This window comes from Candidatus Dormiibacterota bacterium, from assembly GCA_035544955.1.
GTDB lineage: Bacteria > Chloroflexota > Dormibacteria > CF-121 > CF-121 > CF-13.
The window spans coordinates 75,651-93,166 of the sequence record DASZZN010000041.1 but is presented as its reverse complement, the minus strand read 5'-3'; the positions used below and the strand labels follow the sequence as shown (position 1 = coordinate 93,166).

The following is a 17,516-nucleotide window of genomic DNA, read 5'->3' as shown; positions in this document are numbered from 1 at the left end:
GCTGATGGCCACGAAAGCCGCCCCCATCCTCGAACGCATCGTTGAGGCGCGCCGGCGGGCGAATGCCCGCTTCAAGGTCGACGGGCATGCGGCGGCACTCGCCGCCCTGCTCCAGAGCGCGCCACGACCCCGTGACTTCCGCGATGCCATCACCGGCCCGGGCGTCGCCTTGATCGCGGAATGCAAGGAGCGGTCACCGTCAGGCGGCGTGCTGCAGCGTCCCTACGACCCGGTCGGCCTGGCCAAACGGTATGCCGAGAACGGAGCAGCCGCGCTGTCAGTACTGACCGAACCCGAGTTCTTTGGTGGGAGCATCGACCATCTACAGGCGGTCCGAGAGGGGGTCGCCCTACCGATCCTTTGCAAAGACTTCATCGTGGACTCAGTGCAAATCTTCGCGGCCCGTGCGATGGGCGCTGATGCCGTCCTCCTGATCGTTGGGATCCTCGATGACGGTCAGCTCGACCACTTCCAGTACCAGGCTCGCGACTTGGGCATGCGCGCGGTCGTTGAAGTCCATACGGAAGAGGAGGTTGAGCGCGCGCTGCGCACGGGGGCATCCCTGATCGGGATCAACAACCGTGATTTGACTCGGATGAAGACGGACAGCGCGACGACGGCGCGCTTGCGGCCGCTGATTCCAAAAGGGCGCACGGTGATCAGCGAGAGTGGCATTGAGACTCGCGCGGACATCGAAGCGTTACAACGGATCGGGGTCGATGCCGCGTTGGTCGGCGAAGCGTTGCTGCGCGCGCCGGACCTCGAGGCGAAAGTCCGAGAGCTGAGCGGAGAATGACGAAGATCAAGATTTGCGGCAACACCCGGAGCGAGGACGTCGAACTTGCTGTCGAGCTCGGTGCCGACCTGCTCGGATTTATCTTCACGCGCAGCAAACGCCAGGTTCGGGTCGACGAGATCAAAGCGATCATCGGCCAGGTGCCCGCCGGGGTCGAGCGGGTGGGCGTCTTCATCGATGAAACGCCCGAGGAGATCGGCAAGGTTGCGCAGGCCTGTGGCCTGACCGCGATCCAGGTTTACCGACCACTGACGGACAAGGACCGCTCGCTTGGCCTGCTCCTGCTGCCGGCCTTCCGGGTGCAGGAAGGGGAAGACCTGGCCGGCATCTCGCTCGAGCGTGGTGACCATCCCCTGTTCGACACCTGGACACCGGACACCATCGGCGGCACGGGGCGAGCCTGGGCATGGCCGCAGGCAAAGGCGGTGGCACGCCAGTACCCGGTCGTCGTCTCCGGGGGGTTGACGCCAGACAACGTCGATGGTGCCGTGCGCGAGCTGCATCCCTGGGCGGTCGATGTCTGCAGCGGCGTCGAGGCCGAACCTGGCCGTAAGGACCACGCGAAGTTGCGCGCCTTCGTCGAGGCGGTGCGCCGGGTCGACCGGTCGTGAGCCAGATCACGCCGGATGCGCGCGGCCGCTACGGGAGCTACGGCGGCCAGTACATCCCGGAGACGCTGATGGCGGCGGTCGAGGAGCTGGCGGCGGCGTTCGATGCGGCGCTCAAAGACGAGGGCTTTCGGAACGAGTTTGCGTACCTCTCGCGGACGTTCAGCGGCCGACCCACGCCCGTGTATCGCGCCGACCGGCTCACCAAGCAGGCCGGTGGGGCGGAGATCTGGTTCAAGCGCGAGGATCTCTGCCACACCGGGGCGCACAAGATCAACAACGCGGTGGGGCAGGTGCTCCTCGCCCGCCGGATGGGCAAGCGCCGGATCATCGCCGAAACCGGGGCCGGGCAGCACGGCGTCGCGGTCGCCACCGTCTGCGCGAAGTTCGGCCTTCAGTGCGAGGTGTACATGGGCGTCGACGACATGGCGCGCCAGGCGGTCAACGTCTACAAGATGCAGCTGCTGGGCGCGACGGTGACGCCGGTGGAAAGCGGCAGCAAGACACTCAAGGACGCGACGAACGAGGCGATCCGCGACTGGGTGACCAACGTTCGGTCCACGCACTATGTGATCGGATCGGCGGTGGGGCCGCACCCCTACCCGTTGATGGTCCGCGAGTTTCAATCGGTGATCGGACGCGAGGCCCGCGCGCAGATGCTCACCGAAACCGGGCGCTTGCCCACAGCGGTGGTGGCCTGCGTGGGCGGCGGGAGCAATGCCATCGGGATCTTCTCGCCTTTCGTCGATGACCCCGTCCGGCTGGTGGGCGTGGAGGCGGCCGGACGTGGGCTCAACAGCGGGGCGCACGCGGCCTCGATCGTCGGCGGCCGCCCTGGCGTGCTGCATGGCTCCTTCAGTTACCTGTTGCAGGACGAGGACGGCCAGGTGATGGCGACCCATTCCATCTCCGCCGGGTTGGACTATCCCGGCGTTGGGCCGGAGCATGCCTACCTGCACGACCATCGCCGCGCCGAGTACGTGAGTGTCACAGACGAGCAGGCACTCAAGGCGTTCCACCAAACGTCACGGCTGGAGGGCATCATCCCGGCGCTGGAGAGCTCGCACGCAATCGCCTACGCGCTGCCGCTGGCGGCCGAGCTGGCCGTGGAGGATGTCGTGCTCGTCAACCTCTCGGGACGGGGCGACAAGGACCTCGATATCGTCCGGGGCGCGAGCGGCGGATGAGCCGCATCGGCGCGATGTTCGCCCGGCTCGGCGCCCAGCGACGCCTTGCGCTGATCGCCTATCTCACCGTCGGTTATCCACGCCTCGACGACACGCCATCGTTGGTCGAGGCCGCGGCCCAGTCGGGCGCCGACGCCATCGAGCTCGGCATTCCGTTTTCTGACCCGCTTGCGGACGGCCGCACCATCCAGGCCGCCTCCCAGGTCGCGCTGAAGGGCGGGGTGACGGTCGCCCGGGCGCTCGAGGCGGCCACGGCGGCGCGGAAGAGGACGGACGTCCCGCTGCTTTTCATGACCTACGTGAATCCGATCCTCGCCTTCGGTCTCGAACGGTTCTGCCGAGCGGCCGCTGCGGCGGGTGTCGACGGACTGATCGTGCCCGACCTTCCGCCCACCGAGTCCGTGGACCTCCGTCGCGCCGCCGATGCCAGTCACGTCGATGTCGTGTTCTTCGTGGCGCCGACCAGCAGCGATGGCGGCATCGCCGCCGCCTGCCGGGCCGCGACCGGGTTCATCTACTGTATTGCCGTCACCGGCGTCACGGGGGCGCGCGCCGAGCTGGATCCTAGCCTGCTGCCCTTGATCGACACAGTTCGGAAGCAGACAAAATTGCCGATCGTGGTCGGCTTCGGCATCTCGCGCGTCGAACATCTTAAGGCGCTCGAGGGCAAGGCCGATGGCGTCATCGTGGCGAGCGCCCTGCTGGACGCCATCGCGCGCGCCCCGGACGACCCCGCCACCCAGGTCCGCCAGTTCCTGGGCGGTCTGCGCCGGCAGCCCACCGGCTAGCTCGCGTCGCAAGCCCGTCCCCCGGCCGGCGTCACACCGTCGGGAGATGGCCAGGCCCGAAGATGCTCCCTCGATCGAGGGGGATGCCGAAGAACGCCGGCTGATCGATCGGAGCGCGGCCGGAGACCAGGAGGCCTTCCGCCAGCTCGTGATCCGTCACCACCGGCTGGTGATCAACGTCGCCTTCCGGGCCCTGGGCGAACTCAGCCTGGCCGAAGACGTCGCCCAGGAGGTCTTCCTCAAGGTCTACAAGGCGCTGCCCGGTTACCGCCACGAAAAGCCCTTCAAACACTGGCTGCACCGGGTCGCGGCCAACGCCGTCACCGACGTCCTCCGCCGTCGCCGTCCGGTGGTCTCGCTCGATGACATGGAGCAGCCGCCGGCCAGTCGAGAGTCGGATCCCATGGACGTGGCAACCCGGCATGACCTGCAACGAGCCGTCCGTCAGGCAATCGCGAGCCTGCCGTCACACTACCGTGACACGATCGCCCTGCAGGCCTTCGGCGAACTCAGCTACGACGAGATCGCGAAAACACTCGACATCCCCCTGGGCACGGTCATGTCGAGATTGAACGGTGCCAAGCGGCTGCTCCGTGAACGCCTCGGCGACCTCGTGCGCAGCGAGGAGGCGAATACGGCGTGAATTCGGTCCGTTTTACCAGACAGAGGTTGCTATCCAGATGTTGAGTCATGCAACGACGCGCGATTGGCTGATCCCGTATGCCGACGGCATGCTGGCCGCCGACGAACGCCGTCGCATCGACGGGCACATCGCCGGGTGTGCGGCCTGCGCCGCCGAGCTGCGGGAGGTGCGCGAGCTCAACCTTCTACTGGTGACGCTCCCACCCGCGCCCCCCGTCGCGGTCGCCCCCTTCTGGCTCAAGCTCCAGGCCCAGCTGCCACAGCGTCGCACGCTGCGCATCCCGACCTTTGCCGCGTACCGGCGGTTGGGCGTGGCCTTCGCCGCGGCGGCCGTCGCCCTCATCGCGGCCGCGGGGTCCGCCTTCGCCGCGCCCTCGGCGCTTCCCGATAACCCGCTCTACCCGGTCAAGCAAATCGAAGAGCATGTGCGCCTGGCCCTGACGCCGGCGAACGAGCGGCTCACCGTGCAACTGCAGCTCGCCAACGAGCGTCTGCGGGAGGCACAGGCGATGGCCGCCAACCACAAGCCGCGCCTCGCCGAGAACAGCCTGCGCGCCTTCACGCTCATCGTCGACGACGCGGCCGTGTCGCTCAAGAATCCCGCCAACCCGCAGGCCACTAAAGATGCCCTTCACACTCTGCACCTCAAGCTCAATGAGGTCGAGCGGACCAACGCGATTCGCGACGATGACGTCGCTGGCATCAAAGACCTGGTTGCCGCTGGCGGCGACGAGCTCGATCGGATCGAGCAAGTTGCGACCGCCACCACAGCGCCGGCGCTGGTCATCGGCGAGCAGGCAACGCCCGACCCGACGCCAAAGGCCACGCCCAAGCCTACGCCCCGCCCGACGCCGACCGATGACGGCGACCATCGCGACCAGCAGCATCACGGCTAGCACCAACGGCAGCATCCATCGTTAGACTCAGTCCGTGGGTGCGCGCGAGGATGTCCTTGTGGTTTCGAGGGACACCCTGTTTGGCGGGAGCGAATGGACGGGCTTTCGTGCGACCGGCCTTGACGACTTGCTCGCGCGGGTACGCGCGAACTACCGGTTCCGTCCACGCAGCGAGGTCGAGGAGGATCCAGCCGACCCGCAGATCATCCCCTACGTCGTCTTTCGCCATGAGGACCGCTACTTTCTGACCCACCGGCTGCGCCGCTCGAGCGAGCGCCGGCTGCGCCACCTTTACTCCCTGGGCGTCGGCGGCCACATCAATCCTGAGGATGTCGCCGGCGCCGCCGACCCGATCGACGCGGGATTGCGCCGCGAGTGGGAAGAAGAGGTCGTCTACACCGGGCACTTCTCGACGCGGCTGCTGGGGGCGATCAACGACCAGACGACCCCGGTCGGACGCGTGCACGTGGGACTCATCTTCCTCGTTGAGGGCGACCGGCCCGAGATCTCGATCCGCGAGGTCGACAAGCTGGCGGGCGCGCTGCTCCCGCTCGACGCGATGCGCAGCTACTACCTGGACATGGAGTCCTGGTCACAACTGATCTTCGATTACCTGACGCGCGTGCTGGTCGGCTAGCCGGTCAGGTCTTTCGCCAGCTCCTCGAAGTTGCGGACATAGCGCAGGACATCCTCCTCCGAGTGCTGGACGGAGAGCGTCCAGTTCTCTTCGGCGCCCGGTGCCATCAGCACACCGCGATTGCACTGGTAGAGCCATGACAGATATGCGTACTTCTTGTCGATCGTGAGGTAGTCCCGGTAGTTGCGCACCCGTTCTTTGCGATAGGTCACGCACCCGCGCGCGGCTAGCGTGATCGGGTGGAACGGCAGCTGGTAGTCAGTCATCACCTTACGCAAGCCGCCCTCGAGCGCTTCGGCCAGCGCATCGAAATGCGCGTATGCCGCAGGTGTCAGAACGGAGAGCAAGGTCGTCTTCGACGCCGCGATGGTGAGTGGGTTGCCGTTGAAGGTGCCGATCTGGGCCACTTTGTGCGCGTCGATCGTCCCCATCACGTCGGCGCGGCCGCCGACCGCGCCGCAGGGTACGCCGCCGCCGATCGCCTTCGCCAGCGCCACCAGGTCGGGCGTCACGCCGAAGCGCTCGGTCGCCCCTCCGGCGGCGATGGTCGCGCCGGTCTTGACCTCATCGAAGATCAGCAGCGCCCCATGGCGATGCGCGAGCTCGAGCACACCGGCCAGGTAGCCCTCGTCGGGAAGCACAATGCCGATGTTCATCATCACCGGCTCGACGATGATCGCGGCCACCTCGCCGCGATGCCGATCCAGCGTGCGCTCCAGGATCGCCAGGTCGTTGAAGGGGACGACGGTCGTGAGGTCAACCACCGCCTGCGGCGTGCCGGCGCTGTAGGGGACCGATACGGGAGCGTCGGCCGGACCCATCAGGTCGGGCGACGGCTCGACCGAAACCAGCAGCGCATCGTGGTGTCCGTGGTAGCTGGCCTCGATCTTGACGAGCCGGTCGCGGCCGGTAAACCCCCGCGCCAGCCGGACGGCGTCGAGCGTCGATTCCGTGCCGCTGTTCGTGAAGCGCCACTGCGGCTGCTTGAAGCGACGGGATAGCTCCTCGGCGACGATCGCGTCGTCGGCGACCGGCTGCGCGAAATGCGTACCCAGGGCGGCACGCTCGCTGATCGCCTTGACGATCAAGGGATGGGCATGCCCGACGACCATGACGCCGAAGCCATTGTGAAAGTCGACGTATTCGTTGCCGTCGACGTCCCAGACCCGGCTGCCTTTGCCGTGATCGACGAAGACCGGCTGGGGCGCGGCGTCCTGGAAGGACGACGGCACGCCCCGTGGGATGAACTGCTTCGCCTGCTTCCAAAGCTCGTCCGACCGATGGCGCTTGGAACGAAACCGCTCCTCCTCCCTGGCGATCAGTTCCACCACGCGGTGGGTGGCGATCGGCTCGGTAACAGTACTCACGGCGTAGCTCCTTTAGATTTCTTCACGGCCAGGGCGGAAATCGCCTCTAGTATGCAGCGGTTGGCATTCTGAGCCGTGATCTCCGCATGATCGTACGGCGGCGAGACCTCGACCACGTCCATTCCGACCAATTTCGTCCGCAGGCTGATATTTCGGATCGCTCGGAGCAGGTCGGACGGCTGCATCCCGCCCGGCTCGGGCGTTCCCGTCCCAGGAGCGAAGCCCGGATCGAGGACGTCGATATCGACCGAGAGGTAGATGTACTCCGGGCCGTCCAGCGCCTCCTGGATGCCCTGTCCGATCACGGTTTCGACGCCGCGGTCGAGCAACTCGCCCATCAGATGCCAGCGCATGCCCTGGGCCCTCATCCACTCAAACGTCTCACGCTCTGGCCAGTAGCCGCGCAGCCCGATCTGGATGAAGTTCCGGCCCGGGATCGCCCCGGACTCGATCAGGCGACGCATCGGGGTCGCGTGCGAGGCTAGGTCGCCCCAGGTGCTGTTTCCGGTGTCGGCATGAGCGTCGAAATGGACCAGGCCGACTTTGCCGCGGCCGTACGCGTCGGCGACCGCGGTGGCGGACGGATTGGTGATGGAGTGGTCGCCGCCGATGACGATCGGCACGATCTTCCGTGAGGCGACCTCGGCCACACGGGCCCGGATGGCCTGGTGCGCCGGGTCGCTCAGACCCGGGTAGCATGCGGCGTCGCCGTAGTCGATCACCTTTAAGACATCGAAGGGTGCGACCTGCAGATCAAGGTGCCACGTGGGTGGCTGGTAGTTGGCCACGCGCACGGCCCGAGGACCGAAGCGGGCCCCGGGGCGGGAGGTCGTGCCGCCATCCCAGGGGGCCCCGACGATCGCGATGTCCGGCCGCGATTGGTCGAGCTCCCGCGGCTCCGTCAGCGCCGTGACCTTCATGAAGGTGGCCGGTCCCATGTATTGCGGGCCGCTGAGCTGCGCGTCGAGGTTGGGCGTCTCGGGCATCCTACAATTCTCGCAGCGTCTTCATTTCGGGTTACCGACAACCCGGCCGTGGGCACGAAAGCTAATGGAGGCCAGCAGCGTTCTCTCGGTATGGCTGAGATCGTTTCCGATGACCTGGTCATCCGAGCTTACTGGCCACTGCCTCAGTGGGCAGGTCAACGCACGAGCTATGGGGTTCCATTGGTAGGGGCGGCGGGCGTTGCCGTCGTCGTCGTGGTCGCACGATGGCTCAGCATCGGAATGCCTGTAACCAAACCTGAGTGGACGTTGCTCCTGTTGACGGTTATGGCCATGGCTGGTGCAGTCCACATGGCATTCAGATATGACGGTACAGAGATCTTCGTCAATCGAGAACGGCTCATCCTGAAAAAGTGGTTTCGCCAACCAACGAAGGTTTCGGTCAGCGACCTTTCTCGGATTGCGCTCTGCACGGTTCAGTTTCCAGGGCGCTACAGCACGATCGACAGACAGGTCATCTTCTTCTTCACTCGTGACGGTCACTGCGTCATTTCCCTCTACTGGCGGTTTCGGGACGAAGACCTGACCCAGCTGTGTGCGACGGTTGGCATCAAGCCGGAGGGAAGCTGGCTAGACTCTGTTCCGCAGGCGAAACTAGCCGAACGCTTTCCAGGCGCCTTCGATCAGCGGGCCGCCTGATCACCGCCGCGGACGTCGCTTCAGATCTTTGAGAATCTCGCGCGAAGCGTTGCGGCCGTTGATGCCGCTGATCCCGCCACCGGGATGCGTGCCGGAGCCACACAGATAGAGATTCTTGATGGGCGTCCGGTAGTCCGCATAGCCGGCCACGGGCCGCCAGGAAAAGAGCTGGTCGAGTGTCAGGTCGCCGTGCATGATGTTGCCCCCCACCAGTCCGTACTCCTGCTCCATGTCGTACGGCCCGATGACCTGGCGATGCTCGATCGCGCCCGGCAGGTTGTCCGCGAACCGTTCGTATCCCGCGACGACGCGGTCGGCGTAGGCTTCCAACTCCTGGCGATGCGGTGCCTGCGACCAGCTCGCCGGCACATACTGCGTGAAGCAGCTCATGATGTGTTTGCCGGCCGGCGCCAGCGAATCGTCGACCAGGGTGGGCAGCACGCCGTCGGAGTAGGGCGCGGCCGACGCCTTGCCATACTTCGCGTCGTCGAAGGCCCGCTCCAGGTACTCCATCGAATCGCAGAGCTGAATAAACGAGCGCGCCGCCGTCATCGAGTCCTCCGGGGCGAGTCCCACGAACTGCGGCAGTTCCCCCAGCGCCAGGTTGACCTTCACCGTCCCGGATCGCGTCTTGTACCGATCGATGGCTCGCACAAAGTCCGAAGGCAATTCCTTCGTGTCAACCAGGTCGCAAAACGTGATTTTGGGATGCGCGTTGGAGATGACCGCCTTCGCGCGCAGCTCGGTTCCATCGGTCAGCGCCACGCCGACCGCGCGGCCGCCCTCGACGAGGATGCGCCCGACGCGAGCCCCGGTGCGGATGTCGGCGCCGTGCTCGCGCGCGTCCGCGGCGATGGCCTCGGATACCGCTCCCGTGCCACCCCGCACGAAGGCCCACTCCGCCATCTGGCCGTCGACCTCGCCGATGTAGTGGTGCAGCAGCACGTAGGCCGTTCCCGGCGTGTACGGTCCCCCGTAGGTGCCGATCGCGCCGGAGACGCAACGAGCCGCCTTCACCTGGGGCGACTCGAACCACTCGTCGAGGAGCTCGGCGACGGAGAGCGTCATCACCTTGACGAAGTCGCTAGTGCTCTGCACGTCCAGCCCTTTGAGTTTCCAAGCGAAGCGCGCCAGTTCGAGTAAATCGGAAGGCGTCTTGGCTCCGACGGTGGGCGGCGTCATCAAGAGCAACGGGCGGACCATGCGCGCGATCTTCGCCAGGAAGGCGCTGAAGATGGGCCAGGTCTCCGCGTCCTTCGTCGAGAACTTGCTGATTTCGGCCTTGGCTTGCGCCGCATCTTTCGTCAGGAGCAGGTGGGAGCCGTCCGGGAAGGGGACGTAGTAGTCCGCCGCCAGCGGGTAGAGCGTCAGCCCGTGGCGGCGAAGTTCGAGTTCGTGGATTACTTCGGGGGGCATCAGTGAGAGGACGTAGGACAGCGTGGAGACGGTATAGCCCGGCCAGGGATGCTCGCTGACCGCGGCGCCGCCCAGAATACCCCGGCGCTCGAGGACGAGCGTTTTCAGGCCGGCCCGACCCAGGTAGGCGGCGGTCGCCAGGCCGTTGTGGCCGCCGCCAACGATGATCGCGTCGTATTCAGCCGGCACGGGGCCGAGTATATCGACGCGCTGATATGGCCAACCGTCCCTTGACAACGCTTTAGCGGAGGTTCACATTTGCGCTCAAGGCTCTGCCGAAGGGCTAAACACGCTAAGGAGGGTAAGCATTTGGCTACCTTGACTGCACCTCCCGGGACCGTCGCCGGCGCCGACGTCCTGGAGGAGAAGCGAAAGCTGAAGAAGTCCTTATTCCGCTGGGACCTGGCGCTCTTCAGCATCTGCGCGGTTGTCGGTATCGATACGCTCGGTCAGGCCGCGAGCTTCGGGACGCAAACGCTCTTCTGGCTCGTCTTCCTCTCGGTCTTTTTCATGATCCCCTACGGCCTGATCATCGCCGAGCTGGGCACCACCATCCCGGTCGAGGGTGCCGTGTACGAATGGGTCCGTCTCGCCTACGGGCACCTGGCGGGCGCGATTACGGCCGTTGTCTACTGGATTGCGAACCCCGTATGGCTTGGCGGCACGCTGGCGGTCACCGCGATCGCGGCGATGGACACGCTCTGGGGCACGAAGATCGGCGGCAATACCGGCCTGGCGATCGTGGTCGGTCTGGCCTTCGTCTGGGTCGGGATCTCGATGAACATCCTCTCGCTTCGATACATGAAGTGGGTTCCCGCCCTCGGCACGGTGGTCCGCGTCGTTTTGCTCCTCCTCTTCGGCTTGCTCGTGGTGGGGTCGATCGCCGCGGGTAAGAACGCCGGCAGCATCAACGCCGGGGATCTCTTCCCGACGATGGCCGTCTTCGTCGGCGTACTCGGCGTCCTGATCTTCAACTTCGTCGGCTTCGAAGTGCAATCGAACGCCAGCGAGGAGATGGGTGACCCGCGCCGCGATGTGCCGCGTTCGATTGGAGTCACCTGGCTCTTTGGGCTCATCTTCTATCTGATCCCGGTGGCCGGCATCTTGCTGGTTGTTTCTGCGAAAAACATCACTAACGTCGGCGGCTTCGTCAGTGGATACCAGACGGTCGTCACCAATGTCTTCGGTGGTAGCGCCGCCAATGTCCTCAATGGGATCGTCGGCGCCGCTGTCGTGTTCTCGCTGCTGGGCAGCGGGGTCGTGTGGTTGATGGGTTCGGACCGGGCGATGGCGATCAGCTCGCTCGCCGGCTCCGGCCCGCGCGCGCTCGGCCGTTTCTCGCGGCGGTTCGGAACGCCGGTGCCGGTGAACGTCCTCTCGGGGATCATCGCGAGCATCATCCTCGTGCTGAGCTTCCTGATCACCTCCGGCGACCTGCAGAGTTTCTTCAAGACGGTGCTCGCGCTAACCATCTCGACGACCACCTTCTCTTACATCGCGGTCTTTCCGGCGATCATTACGCTGCGGAGAAAGTACGGAACGACGGGGAAGGGCTACCGCATCCCAGGCGGAATCGTGGCTGTCTGGTTGTGCGCCATTCTCGCCGAGTTCTTCGTGGTGGCGGCGACCGTGTTCTCCTTGTGGCCCAATATCTGTAGCGCGAAGGGGTGCTTCAGCAGTGACGCCACGGCCGCGGTCGGGAACGTCGCCAGGACGTCATGGGAACTGTGGACCATTGGCACGATGGTGGTCATCGTTCTGATGGGAGTCGTCTTCTGGCTCATCGGCAGGGGCCGCCAGACCAGCCCGGACTTCGAGCTGGTAACCGCCGACGGAACGTCGGTCTTCAAGAACTAGCACGGGTAACGGGCGCTCCGGGCTGAGGCTCGGGGCGCTCGTTTCGTTTTCGTGCAGAATGTCAGGCCATGGCCACGATCCCATCGGTTGACCAGGAGCTCGGGCGAGCCTTTACCCTTCCGGCGAGCGCCTACCTCGACCCGGCGGTCCTCGAACGGGAAACCGACCGGATCTTCGCGCGCACATGGCAGCTGGTCGCCAGGGCCGACGAGTTATCGCGGATCGGTGACCTCAAGCCGACCACCATCCTCGACGAGCCCATCTTGATCACACACAGCCTCGATGGCCAGCTGCGTGGCTTCTACAACGTCTGCCGTCATCGCGCCGCCCAGGTCGTCCTCTCGAAGGGCAACCGCCGGAGCTTGCAATGTCCGTACCATGGCTGGACCTACGGGCTGGACGGACGGCTGCAGGTCGCCCGCGAGATGGACGGGACCGAGAACTTCGACAAGGCCGATTTCGGTCTGGTCCCCATCCGGGTCGAGCGCTGGGGACCGTTTATCTTTGCCAACCTCGATCAGCACGCGCCGCCGCTGACGGAGGTGTTGGGCCGGATCCCGCAGGAGGTCGCCGCGGCCGGCTACGACGTCGAGGGGATGCAATTGGTCGAGCGGCGCGACTATGTGATCGACTGCAACTGGAAGGTCTACGTCGACAACTATCTGGAGGGCTATCACCTGCCGATCGCCCACCCCGGGCTTTTCAAAGAGCTGGACTACGACGCCTACCGGGTGGAGACCTTCCGCTACTACTCGAAGCAGCACGCTCCCATCCGGGAGCTGAAGCCGGGTGAGGAGCCCGGTCGCGACCGGCGCTACATCCGGCAGCCCGGGAGCGAGGAGAGCGCGCTCTACTACTGGGTCTTCCCCAACACGATGTTCAACATCTACCAGGACAACATGAGCTCGAACCTGATCATCCCCCTCGGCGTGGACAAGACGCTGACCGTCTTCGAGTGGTTCTTCGCGCAGCCCGGTACTGGTCCAGGGTGGGAGTCGATGCAACAGACGATCGCCTTCTCAGACGAGATCCAGCAGGAGGATATCGCGCTCTGCGAGCACGTCCAGCGCGGGTTGAAATCGCGCTCCTACGACCGTGGCCGCTTCAACCCCAAGCGCGAGAACGGCGTCTACCACTTCCAGCGGCTCGTCTCGGAGTTCCTCTCTTAGACCTGTCTTAGCCGCCGTAGCGGACCTCACCCAGGTTGGACGAGTGTCTATGCAGGCGGGTGGTGGTGGGGTCGGGGCAAAGGGGGGACGGAGGGCGTCTGAAAGGCGATTGACGAACCGGTTACCGCCTGCTACGTTTTGTCCAAACCTAAGGGAGAGGAGGGAACCCGATGTCCGACAACGTCGTGACACGCCCGCCGCGATCCACTGCAGAGGCTGCTCCCGGTAGTCAGGAGGCCGCCGACGCCCACGACCTGGGACGCTTTGGCTACAAGCAAGAACTGAGGCGAGTCCTGAATGTGTACTCGAGTTTCGCGATCGCCTTCTCGTATATCTCGCCGAGCACTGGCATCTTCACGCTTTTCGTCCTCGGCCTTGCCATCGGCGGCCCGTTCTTCTTGTGGAGTTGGCCGATCGTCGCGCTTGGTCAGTTCATCGTCGCCTTGAACTTTGCCGAAGTGAGCTCGCACTTCCCCGTGGCGGGGTCCGTCTACCAGTGGACGAAATACCTCTCGAACCGAGCCTACTCGTGGATGACGGGCTGGACCTACCTGTTCGCTGGCGTCTTAACCATCACTGCGGTCGACGTCACCGTCCCCCTTGTTGTGATCCCTCTCCTGAACCTGCTCGGCTTCAACGTCCCGAACACCACCCAAGCGCAGGTCGTCGTCGCGGCCATCATCCTGGTCAGCACGACCTTGCTCAGTATCTTCGGAGTTCGACTGGTTTCCCTAATCAACAACACCGGCGTCGTTTTCGAGATCATCGGTATGGCCCTCTTTGGCTTCGGGTTGCTGATCTTCTTCCATCACCAACCCGTCAGCGTCGTGACCAACACCACTGCGCTCGGTTCCGGGTTCACGAATCAGGCAGGAACGTTTCTCGCCGCGATGTTCATGTCGCTCTTCGTCATCTATGGATTTGACACGGCCGGCACGCTTGCCGAAGAGACCCGAAATCCCCGCGCCGAGGCGCCCAAGGCGATCCTCGGGGCGGTCGTTGGGGCGTTTGTCATTGGGACGATCTTCCTGGTCGCCGTGGTGATCGCCTTGCCCGGCGACATCGGGAAGTGGGTGTCGGACGCTGCGGCCGGCAAATATGTCTCGCTCGCGGACATTCTGACGGCCATCCTGCCGAAATGGGCGGCGATTGCCTATCTACTGGTCGCGTTCGCGGCGATCTACGTTTGCTGCCTCGCGATCCAGACGTCGACGATCCGCCTCGCGTTCGGCATGGCTCGTGACGGCAAGCTGCCATTCGGACGTCTATATAACAAGGTCAGCGCGACCTGGCATACGCCACTGGGAACCTGCATCGTGGTCGGCGCTCTGGCGGCGATTCCGCTCACGTATTACGCCGGTGCCGGAACGATCGCGATCGCGGCGACTGGGATGATCTACACCGCGTACTTCCTCGCCAACATCGCGGTTCTGATCGCTCGCTCCAAGGGCTGGCCGTCGGAAGGGGCCCCCTTCAAGCTTGGCGGTTGGGGCACGATCGTCAATGTAGTGGCGCTGTTATACGGCGGGGCGATGCTGATCAACTTTCTCTGGGGCCGGCCTGGGACAGCGATCAACCCCTCTGTCAAGGAACTTCCCGGCCTATCCGGCATTCCCCTGGTCGGCGGTGTTCCGATCTTCGAGATGACACTCGGCACCGTCCTCGTCGTGGGCGCGATCTACTACGTGATCGCGCAGCGCGGCAAGCAAGACCAGGTCGTCCGCGCCGCATAGTCGAATCGATAGCCCCCACCCTGCCCTCCCCCGCGAGCGGGGGAGGGTAAGGGCCAAGGGCTTACCTACTTATAATGACCACCACATGGCGGTCAAGATTCGCGTGCCCGGCGCGCTGCGCCAGTTGACTCGGGGCGCGGCCATCGTCGAGGTCGATGCCGGCAACGTGTCGCAGGCGCTCGACGAGCTGAACCAGAAGTTCCCGGGCTTCAAGGAACGGCTCTACGACGACAAGGGAGAGCTCCGCCAGTTCATCAATATCTACCGGAACGACGAAGACATCCGCTTCGGGTCCGGGCTCAAGACGCCGCTGAAGGACAGCGACGACCTTTCGATCGTCCCGGCTGTCGCCGGGGGCTGACCGCCGCCATGGCGCGAACGACGGTGCGCCTGACGTTTCGCGGCGACACTCGAAATGACCCGGTCATCTACCGCCTTGGCCAGGAATTCAAAGTCGTGACGAACATTCGGCGTGCCGACGTCGGCACCGACACCGGCTGGGTCGAGCTCGACCTTGACGGCGAGGACGCCGAGGTCGAACGGGCGCTCGAGTACTGCCGCAGCCGCGGGCTCGGGGTCGACAAGCTGGAGCTACCGTGAAGGTCGCCGTCGCGATGAGCGGCGGCGTCGACTCGTCGGTCGCCGCCGCCATCATGCGAGACGAAGGCCATGAGGTCTTCGGCGTCACGCTGCAGCTCTGGCCCAAGGAGATGGCGATCCGCGACTTCGACAAGCATCACGGCTGCTGCTCGCTCGACGCCGTCGAGGACGCGCGCCGCGTCGCCAACCGGCTCGGCATTCCTTATTACGTGCTGAACTTCGAGGCGGACTTTCGAACCTCGGTGATCGACCCGTTCACGGAGGCGTACCTTAAGGGACGCACGCCCAATCCCTGCATCCGCTGCAACGAGACGATCAAGTTCGGGCTCCTGCTGCGCAAGGCGCTCGCGCTGGGCGCCGACCTGCTGGCGACCGGCCACTACGCACGCATCGACCGGGGATCCGACGGCTACCAGCTTCGGCGCGCCGTCGATGAGCGGAAGGACCAGTCCTACGTGCTCTACCAGCTCGGCCAGGAGGAGCTCGGGGTCTTGCGCTTTCCGGTCGGTGACTGGTCCAAGGTCGAGGTGCGCGAGAAGGCTGGGGCTCTCGGCCTGGCGACGGCGTTGAAGCCGGAGAGCCAGGAGATCTGCTTCGTGGCCGATGGCAGCTATCGGAGCTTGCTGAAGGACCGCTTCCGCGAGCGCGTTCAGCCGGGCCCCATCCTCGATCAGCGTGGTGCCGTCGTCGGCGAACACGATGGGATCGCCATGTACACCGTTGGCCAGCGCTCGGGCCTTCGCCTCCAGGGCGGGGGGCCGGACTCGCCACCGCAATACGTGCGCACCATCGATGCCGCCAGCAACACGGTCACGATCGGCGGTCCCGAGCAGCTGCTGCGCGCCAGCTGCCGGCTCGAGGATGTCCGCTACGTCGCCGGCCAGGTACCTCGAGCGGCCTTTCGAGCGAGCGTCAGGGTCCGCTCGCACGCCCGCTTCGCGGAGGCCCTGGTGACGCCGCTGGGTGAGCAAGCTCGCGTCGACTTCGATGACCCGCAGCGGGCGCTGGCCCCCGGTCAGGCCGCCGTCTTCTATGACAGCGACCGCGTGATCGGTGGAGGGCCGATCGCTGCGGGCGACGGGTGACGCGACTCCTCGCCGGCACCTGGCACCCGTTGGCCTTCGCGTTGATCGGCCTCGTGTATCTGACCTGTCTCGGCAGCGTCCTGGCGGCGAAGCTGGCGTGGGCCGGCCGGCCCTCCTACTGGCTGGCGGTGCTGGGCATGTTCTTCTTCCTCATCGGCACGCTCTGGGGCCGAGGCTACCTTTCCGGTGGCGCGACCTTCAGCTTCGCGGCCGCCGGAATCGTGCTGGCCGTCTTCGGGGTTGCGCTCGACTTGATCTTCGGTCAGGCGCCCGGCGAGGCCGGCGCCGAATAGGATAGGGGCCTTGGCCGCAGACCCCGAGAAGTACATGATGGCGCCGATCACGCGGCGACAGGACTATTCGCCGACCCTCTGGTCAGTCTGGATGAAGCCGCCCGAGCCGCTCGCCTTCAAGGCGGGCCAGTACGTCGCCTTCGGAGTCGACAACCATGACAAGGTGCTGGAGCGGGCCTTCTCGATCGTCTCCAGCCCGTACGAGCCCGAACTCGAATTCTTCATCGAGAAGGTGCCGGAGGGCGCGCTGTCGCCCAAGCTATACGAGTTACAGGCCGGCGACAGCGTCTTCATGCGCAAGAAGGCGAAGGGGATCTTCAACGTCGACGTCAAGTCGGGGCACAGCCAGCATTTCCTTGTCTCAACCGTGACCGGGATCGCGCCCTACATCAGTATGGTCCGCACCCTGGCGCTCGATCTGAAGGAGGGCCGGCTGGCGCAACCCTTTCGTCTGGTCATCCTGCAGGGGGTGTCCAAGTCGAACGAGTTCGGCTACGACACAGAGCTTTACAAGGCGGCCGGCGACTATCCGTGGGTCGACTACATTCCGACCATCAGCCGGCATTGGGAGGATCCGGAATGGAAGGGCGAGCGGGGGAGGGTGGACGATCTGGTGCGCAAGTACGCCGACAGCCTCAACCTGGCACCCAAGGACACGACCGTGTACCTCTGCGGCAATCCCGGGATGATCGTCAACGTCCGCGACATCATGCGTCGCTGTGGTTTCGAGCACGCCGCGATCAAGGAAGAGACCTACTGGGCACCGGGTGAAGGCGAGGTCGAATACTGAGCGAGGGCC

At 65.2% G+C, this 17,516-nt stretch carries 19 protein-coding genes; 16 read left to right on the top strand and 3 right to left on the bottom strand.

Annotated elements, in window-relative coordinates:
* Nucleotides 1-4: 4 nt before the first annotated feature.
* From trpC to VHK65_15135, 7 genes are read left to right on the top strand one after another with little or no spacing between them, the layout of a single operon-like run.
* A complete protein-coding gene (gene trpC, locus VHK65_15165) occupies nucleotides 5-796 on the top strand; it encodes an indole-3-glycerol phosphate synthase TrpC (GenBank protein HVS07486.1) in 792 nt (263 codons plus the stop codon).
* On the top strand, nucleotides 793-1,407 hold the full coding sequence (locus tag VHK65_15160; GenBank protein ID HVS07485.1) for a phosphoribosylanthranilate isomerase: 615 nt from the start codon (nucleotides 793-795) through the stop codon (nucleotides 1,405-1,407). The genes trpC and VHK65_15160 overlap by 4 nt, the downstream gene beginning before the upstream one ends.
* Nucleotides 1,404-2,591: a tryptophan synthase subunit beta gene (gene trpB, locus VHK65_15155; protein HVS07484.1), complete on the top strand. Its 1,188-nt coding sequence runs from the start codon at nucleotides 1,404-1,406 to the stop codon at nucleotides 2,589-2,591. The genes VHK65_15160 and trpB overlap by 4 nt, the downstream gene beginning before the upstream one ends.
* On the top strand, nucleotides 2,588-3,379 hold the full coding sequence (gene trpA / locus VHK65_15150; GenBank protein ID HVS07483.1) for a tryptophan synthase subunit alpha: 792 nt from the start codon (nucleotides 2,588-2,590) through the stop codon (nucleotides 3,377-3,379). Before trpB ends, trpA begins: the two co-directional genes overlap by 4 nt.
* Nucleotides 3,380-3,425: 46 nt before the next feature.
* Nucleotides 3,426-4,022 (top strand): sigma-70 family RNA polymerase sigma factor, encoded by a 597-nt coding sequence (locus VHK65_15145; GenBank protein ID HVS07482.1) that lies wholly within the window; start codon nucleotides 3,426-3,428, stop codon nucleotides 4,020-4,022.
* 37 nt (nucleotides 4,023-4,059) lie between these two features.
* Nucleotides 4,060-4,917: a DUF5667 domain-containing protein gene (locus VHK65_15140; GenBank protein HVS07481.1), complete on the top strand. Its 858-nt coding sequence runs from the start codon at nucleotides 4,060-4,062 to the stop codon at nucleotides 4,915-4,917.
* Between the two features lie 34 nt (nucleotides 4,918-4,951).
* Complete coding sequence (locus VHK65_15135; GenBank protein HVS07480.1) at nucleotides 4,952-5,554, top strand: hypothetical protein; 603 nt, start codon at nucleotides 4,952-4,954, stop codon at nucleotides 5,552-5,554.
* Here the strand turns inward: VHK65_15135 and VHK65_15130 are convergent.
* Nucleotides 5,551-6,921 carry an aspartate aminotransferase family protein gene (locus VHK65_15130; GenBank protein ID HVS07479.1) on the bottom strand — a complete coding sequence of 457 codons (1,371 nt, stop codon included), beginning with the start codon at nucleotides 6,919-6,921 and terminating at the stop codon, nucleotides 5,551-5,553. The genes VHK65_15135 and VHK65_15130 overlap by 4 nt on opposite strands.
* The gene (gene speB, locus VHK65_15125) at nucleotides 6,918-7,907 is read right to left on the bottom strand and encodes an agmatinase (GenBank protein HVS07478.1); all 990 of its coding nucleotides are present in this window, start codon (nucleotides 7,905-7,907) and stop codon (nucleotides 6,918-6,920) included. Before speB ends, VHK65_15130 begins: the two co-directional genes overlap by 4 nt.
* Before the next feature lie 90 nt (nucleotides 7,908-7,997).
* Here speB and VHK65_15120 point away from each other — a divergent pair, with 90 nt between their 5' ends.
* Nucleotides 7,998-8,564, top strand: a complete 567-nt coding sequence (locus VHK65_15120) for a hypothetical protein (GenBank protein ID HVS07477.1) — start codon at nucleotides 7,998-8,000, stop codon at nucleotides 8,562-8,564.
* Here the strand turns inward: VHK65_15120 and VHK65_15115 are convergent, their stop codons facing one another.
* Nucleotides 8,565-10,169: an NAD(P)/FAD-dependent oxidoreductase gene (locus VHK65_15115; protein ID HVS07476.1), complete on the bottom strand. Its 1,605-nt coding sequence runs from the start codon at nucleotides 10,167-10,169 to the stop codon at nucleotides 8,565-8,567.
* Between the two features lie 120 nt (nucleotides 10,170-10,289).
* Here VHK65_15115 and VHK65_15110 point away from each other — a divergent pair, with 120 nt between their 5' ends.
* The 8 genes from VHK65_15110 (at nucleotide 10,290) to VHK65_15075 (ending at nucleotide 17,507) form a co-directional block, all read left to right on the top strand.
* Entirely contained in the window at nucleotides 10,290-11,837 is a 1,548-nt protein-coding gene (locus VHK65_15110; GenBank protein ID HVS07475.1) for an APC family permease, read from the top strand.
* 68 nt (nucleotides 11,838-11,905) lie between these two features.
* Nucleotides 11,906-13,006, top strand: coding sequence for an SRPBCC family protein (locus tag VHK65_15105; GenBank protein ID HVS07474.1), 1,101 nt, complete (start codon nucleotides 11,906-11,908; stop codon nucleotides 13,004-13,006).
* Nucleotides 13,007-13,176: 170 nt separating this feature from the next.
* Nucleotides 13,177-14,739 (top strand): amino acid permease, encoded by a 1,563-nt coding sequence (locus tag VHK65_15100; protein HVS07473.1) that lies wholly within the window; start codon nucleotides 13,177-13,179, stop codon nucleotides 14,737-14,739.
* Nucleotides 14,740-14,824: 85 nt separating this feature from the next.
* Nucleotides 14,825-15,100, top strand: a complete 276-nt coding sequence (locus VHK65_15095; protein HVS07472.1) for a ubiquitin-like small modifier protein 1 — start codon at nucleotides 14,825-14,827, stop codon at nucleotides 15,098-15,100.
* Between the two features lie 8 nt (nucleotides 15,101-15,108).
* Nucleotides 15,109-15,339, top strand: coding sequence for an NIL domain-containing protein (locus VHK65_15090; protein ID HVS07471.1), 231 nt, complete (start codon nucleotides 15,109-15,111; stop codon nucleotides 15,337-15,339).
* Nucleotides 15,336-16,424, top strand: a complete 1,089-nt coding sequence (gene mnmA, locus VHK65_15085) for a tRNA 2-thiouridine(34) synthase MnmA (protein ID HVS07470.1) — start codon at nucleotides 15,336-15,338, stop codon at nucleotides 16,422-16,424. The genes VHK65_15090 and mnmA overlap by 4 nt, the downstream gene beginning before the upstream one ends.
* Complete coding sequence (locus VHK65_15080; GenBank protein HVS07469.1) at nucleotides 16,421-16,717, top strand: hypothetical protein; 297 nt, start codon at nucleotides 16,421-16,423, stop codon at nucleotides 16,715-16,717. Before mnmA ends, VHK65_15080 begins: the two co-directional genes overlap by 4 nt.
* A 10-nt stretch (nucleotides 16,718-16,727) precedes the next feature.
* Entirely contained in the window at nucleotides 16,728-17,507 is a 780-nt protein-coding gene (locus VHK65_15075; protein HVS07468.1) for an FAD-binding oxidoreductase, read from the top strand.
* The last annotated feature ends 9 nt before the right edge of the window (nucleotides 17,508-17,516 follow it).

Coding starts and splice junctions, on each gene's coding strand:
- trpC (HVS07486.1), top strand. CDS start 5: ATGGCCACGAAAGCCGCCCCCATCCTCGAACGCATCGTTGAGGCGCGC.
- trpA (HVS07483.1), top strand. CDS start 2,588: ATGAGCCGCATCGGCGCGATGTTCGCCCGGCTCGGCGCCCAGCGACGC.
- VHK65_15145 (HVS07482.1), top strand. CDS start 3,426: ATGGCCAGGCCCGAAGATGCTCCCTCGATCGAGGGGGATGCCGAAGAA.
- VHK65_15105 (HVS07474.1), top strand. CDS start 11,906: ATGGCCACGATCCCATCGGTTGACCAGGAGCTCGGGCGAGCCTTTACC.
- VHK65_15120 (HVS07477.1), top strand. CDS start 7,998: ATGGCTGAGATCGTTTCCGATGACCTGGTCATCCGAGCTTACTGGCCA.
- VHK65_15095 (HVS07472.1), top strand. CDS start 14,825: ATGGCGGTCAAGATTCGCGTGCCCGGCGCGCTGCGCCAGTTGACTCGG.
- VHK65_15140 (HVS07481.1), top strand. CDS start 4,060: ATGTTGAGTCATGCAACGACGCGCGATTGGCTGATCCCGTATGCCGAC.
- VHK65_15160 (HVS07485.1), top strand. CDS start 793: ATGACGAAGATCAAGATTTGCGGCAACACCCGGAGCGAGGACGTCGAA.
- speB (HVS07478.1), bottom strand. CDS start 7,907: ATGCCCGAGACGCCCAACCTCGACGCGCAGCTCAGCGGCCCGCAATAC.
- VHK65_15100 (HVS07473.1), top strand. CDS start 13,177: ATGTCCGACAACGTCGTGACACGCCCGCCGCGATCCACTGCAGAGGCT.
- VHK65_15090 (HVS07471.1), top strand. CDS start 15,109: ATGGCGCGAACGACGGTGCGCCTGACGTTTCGCGGCGACACTCGAAAT.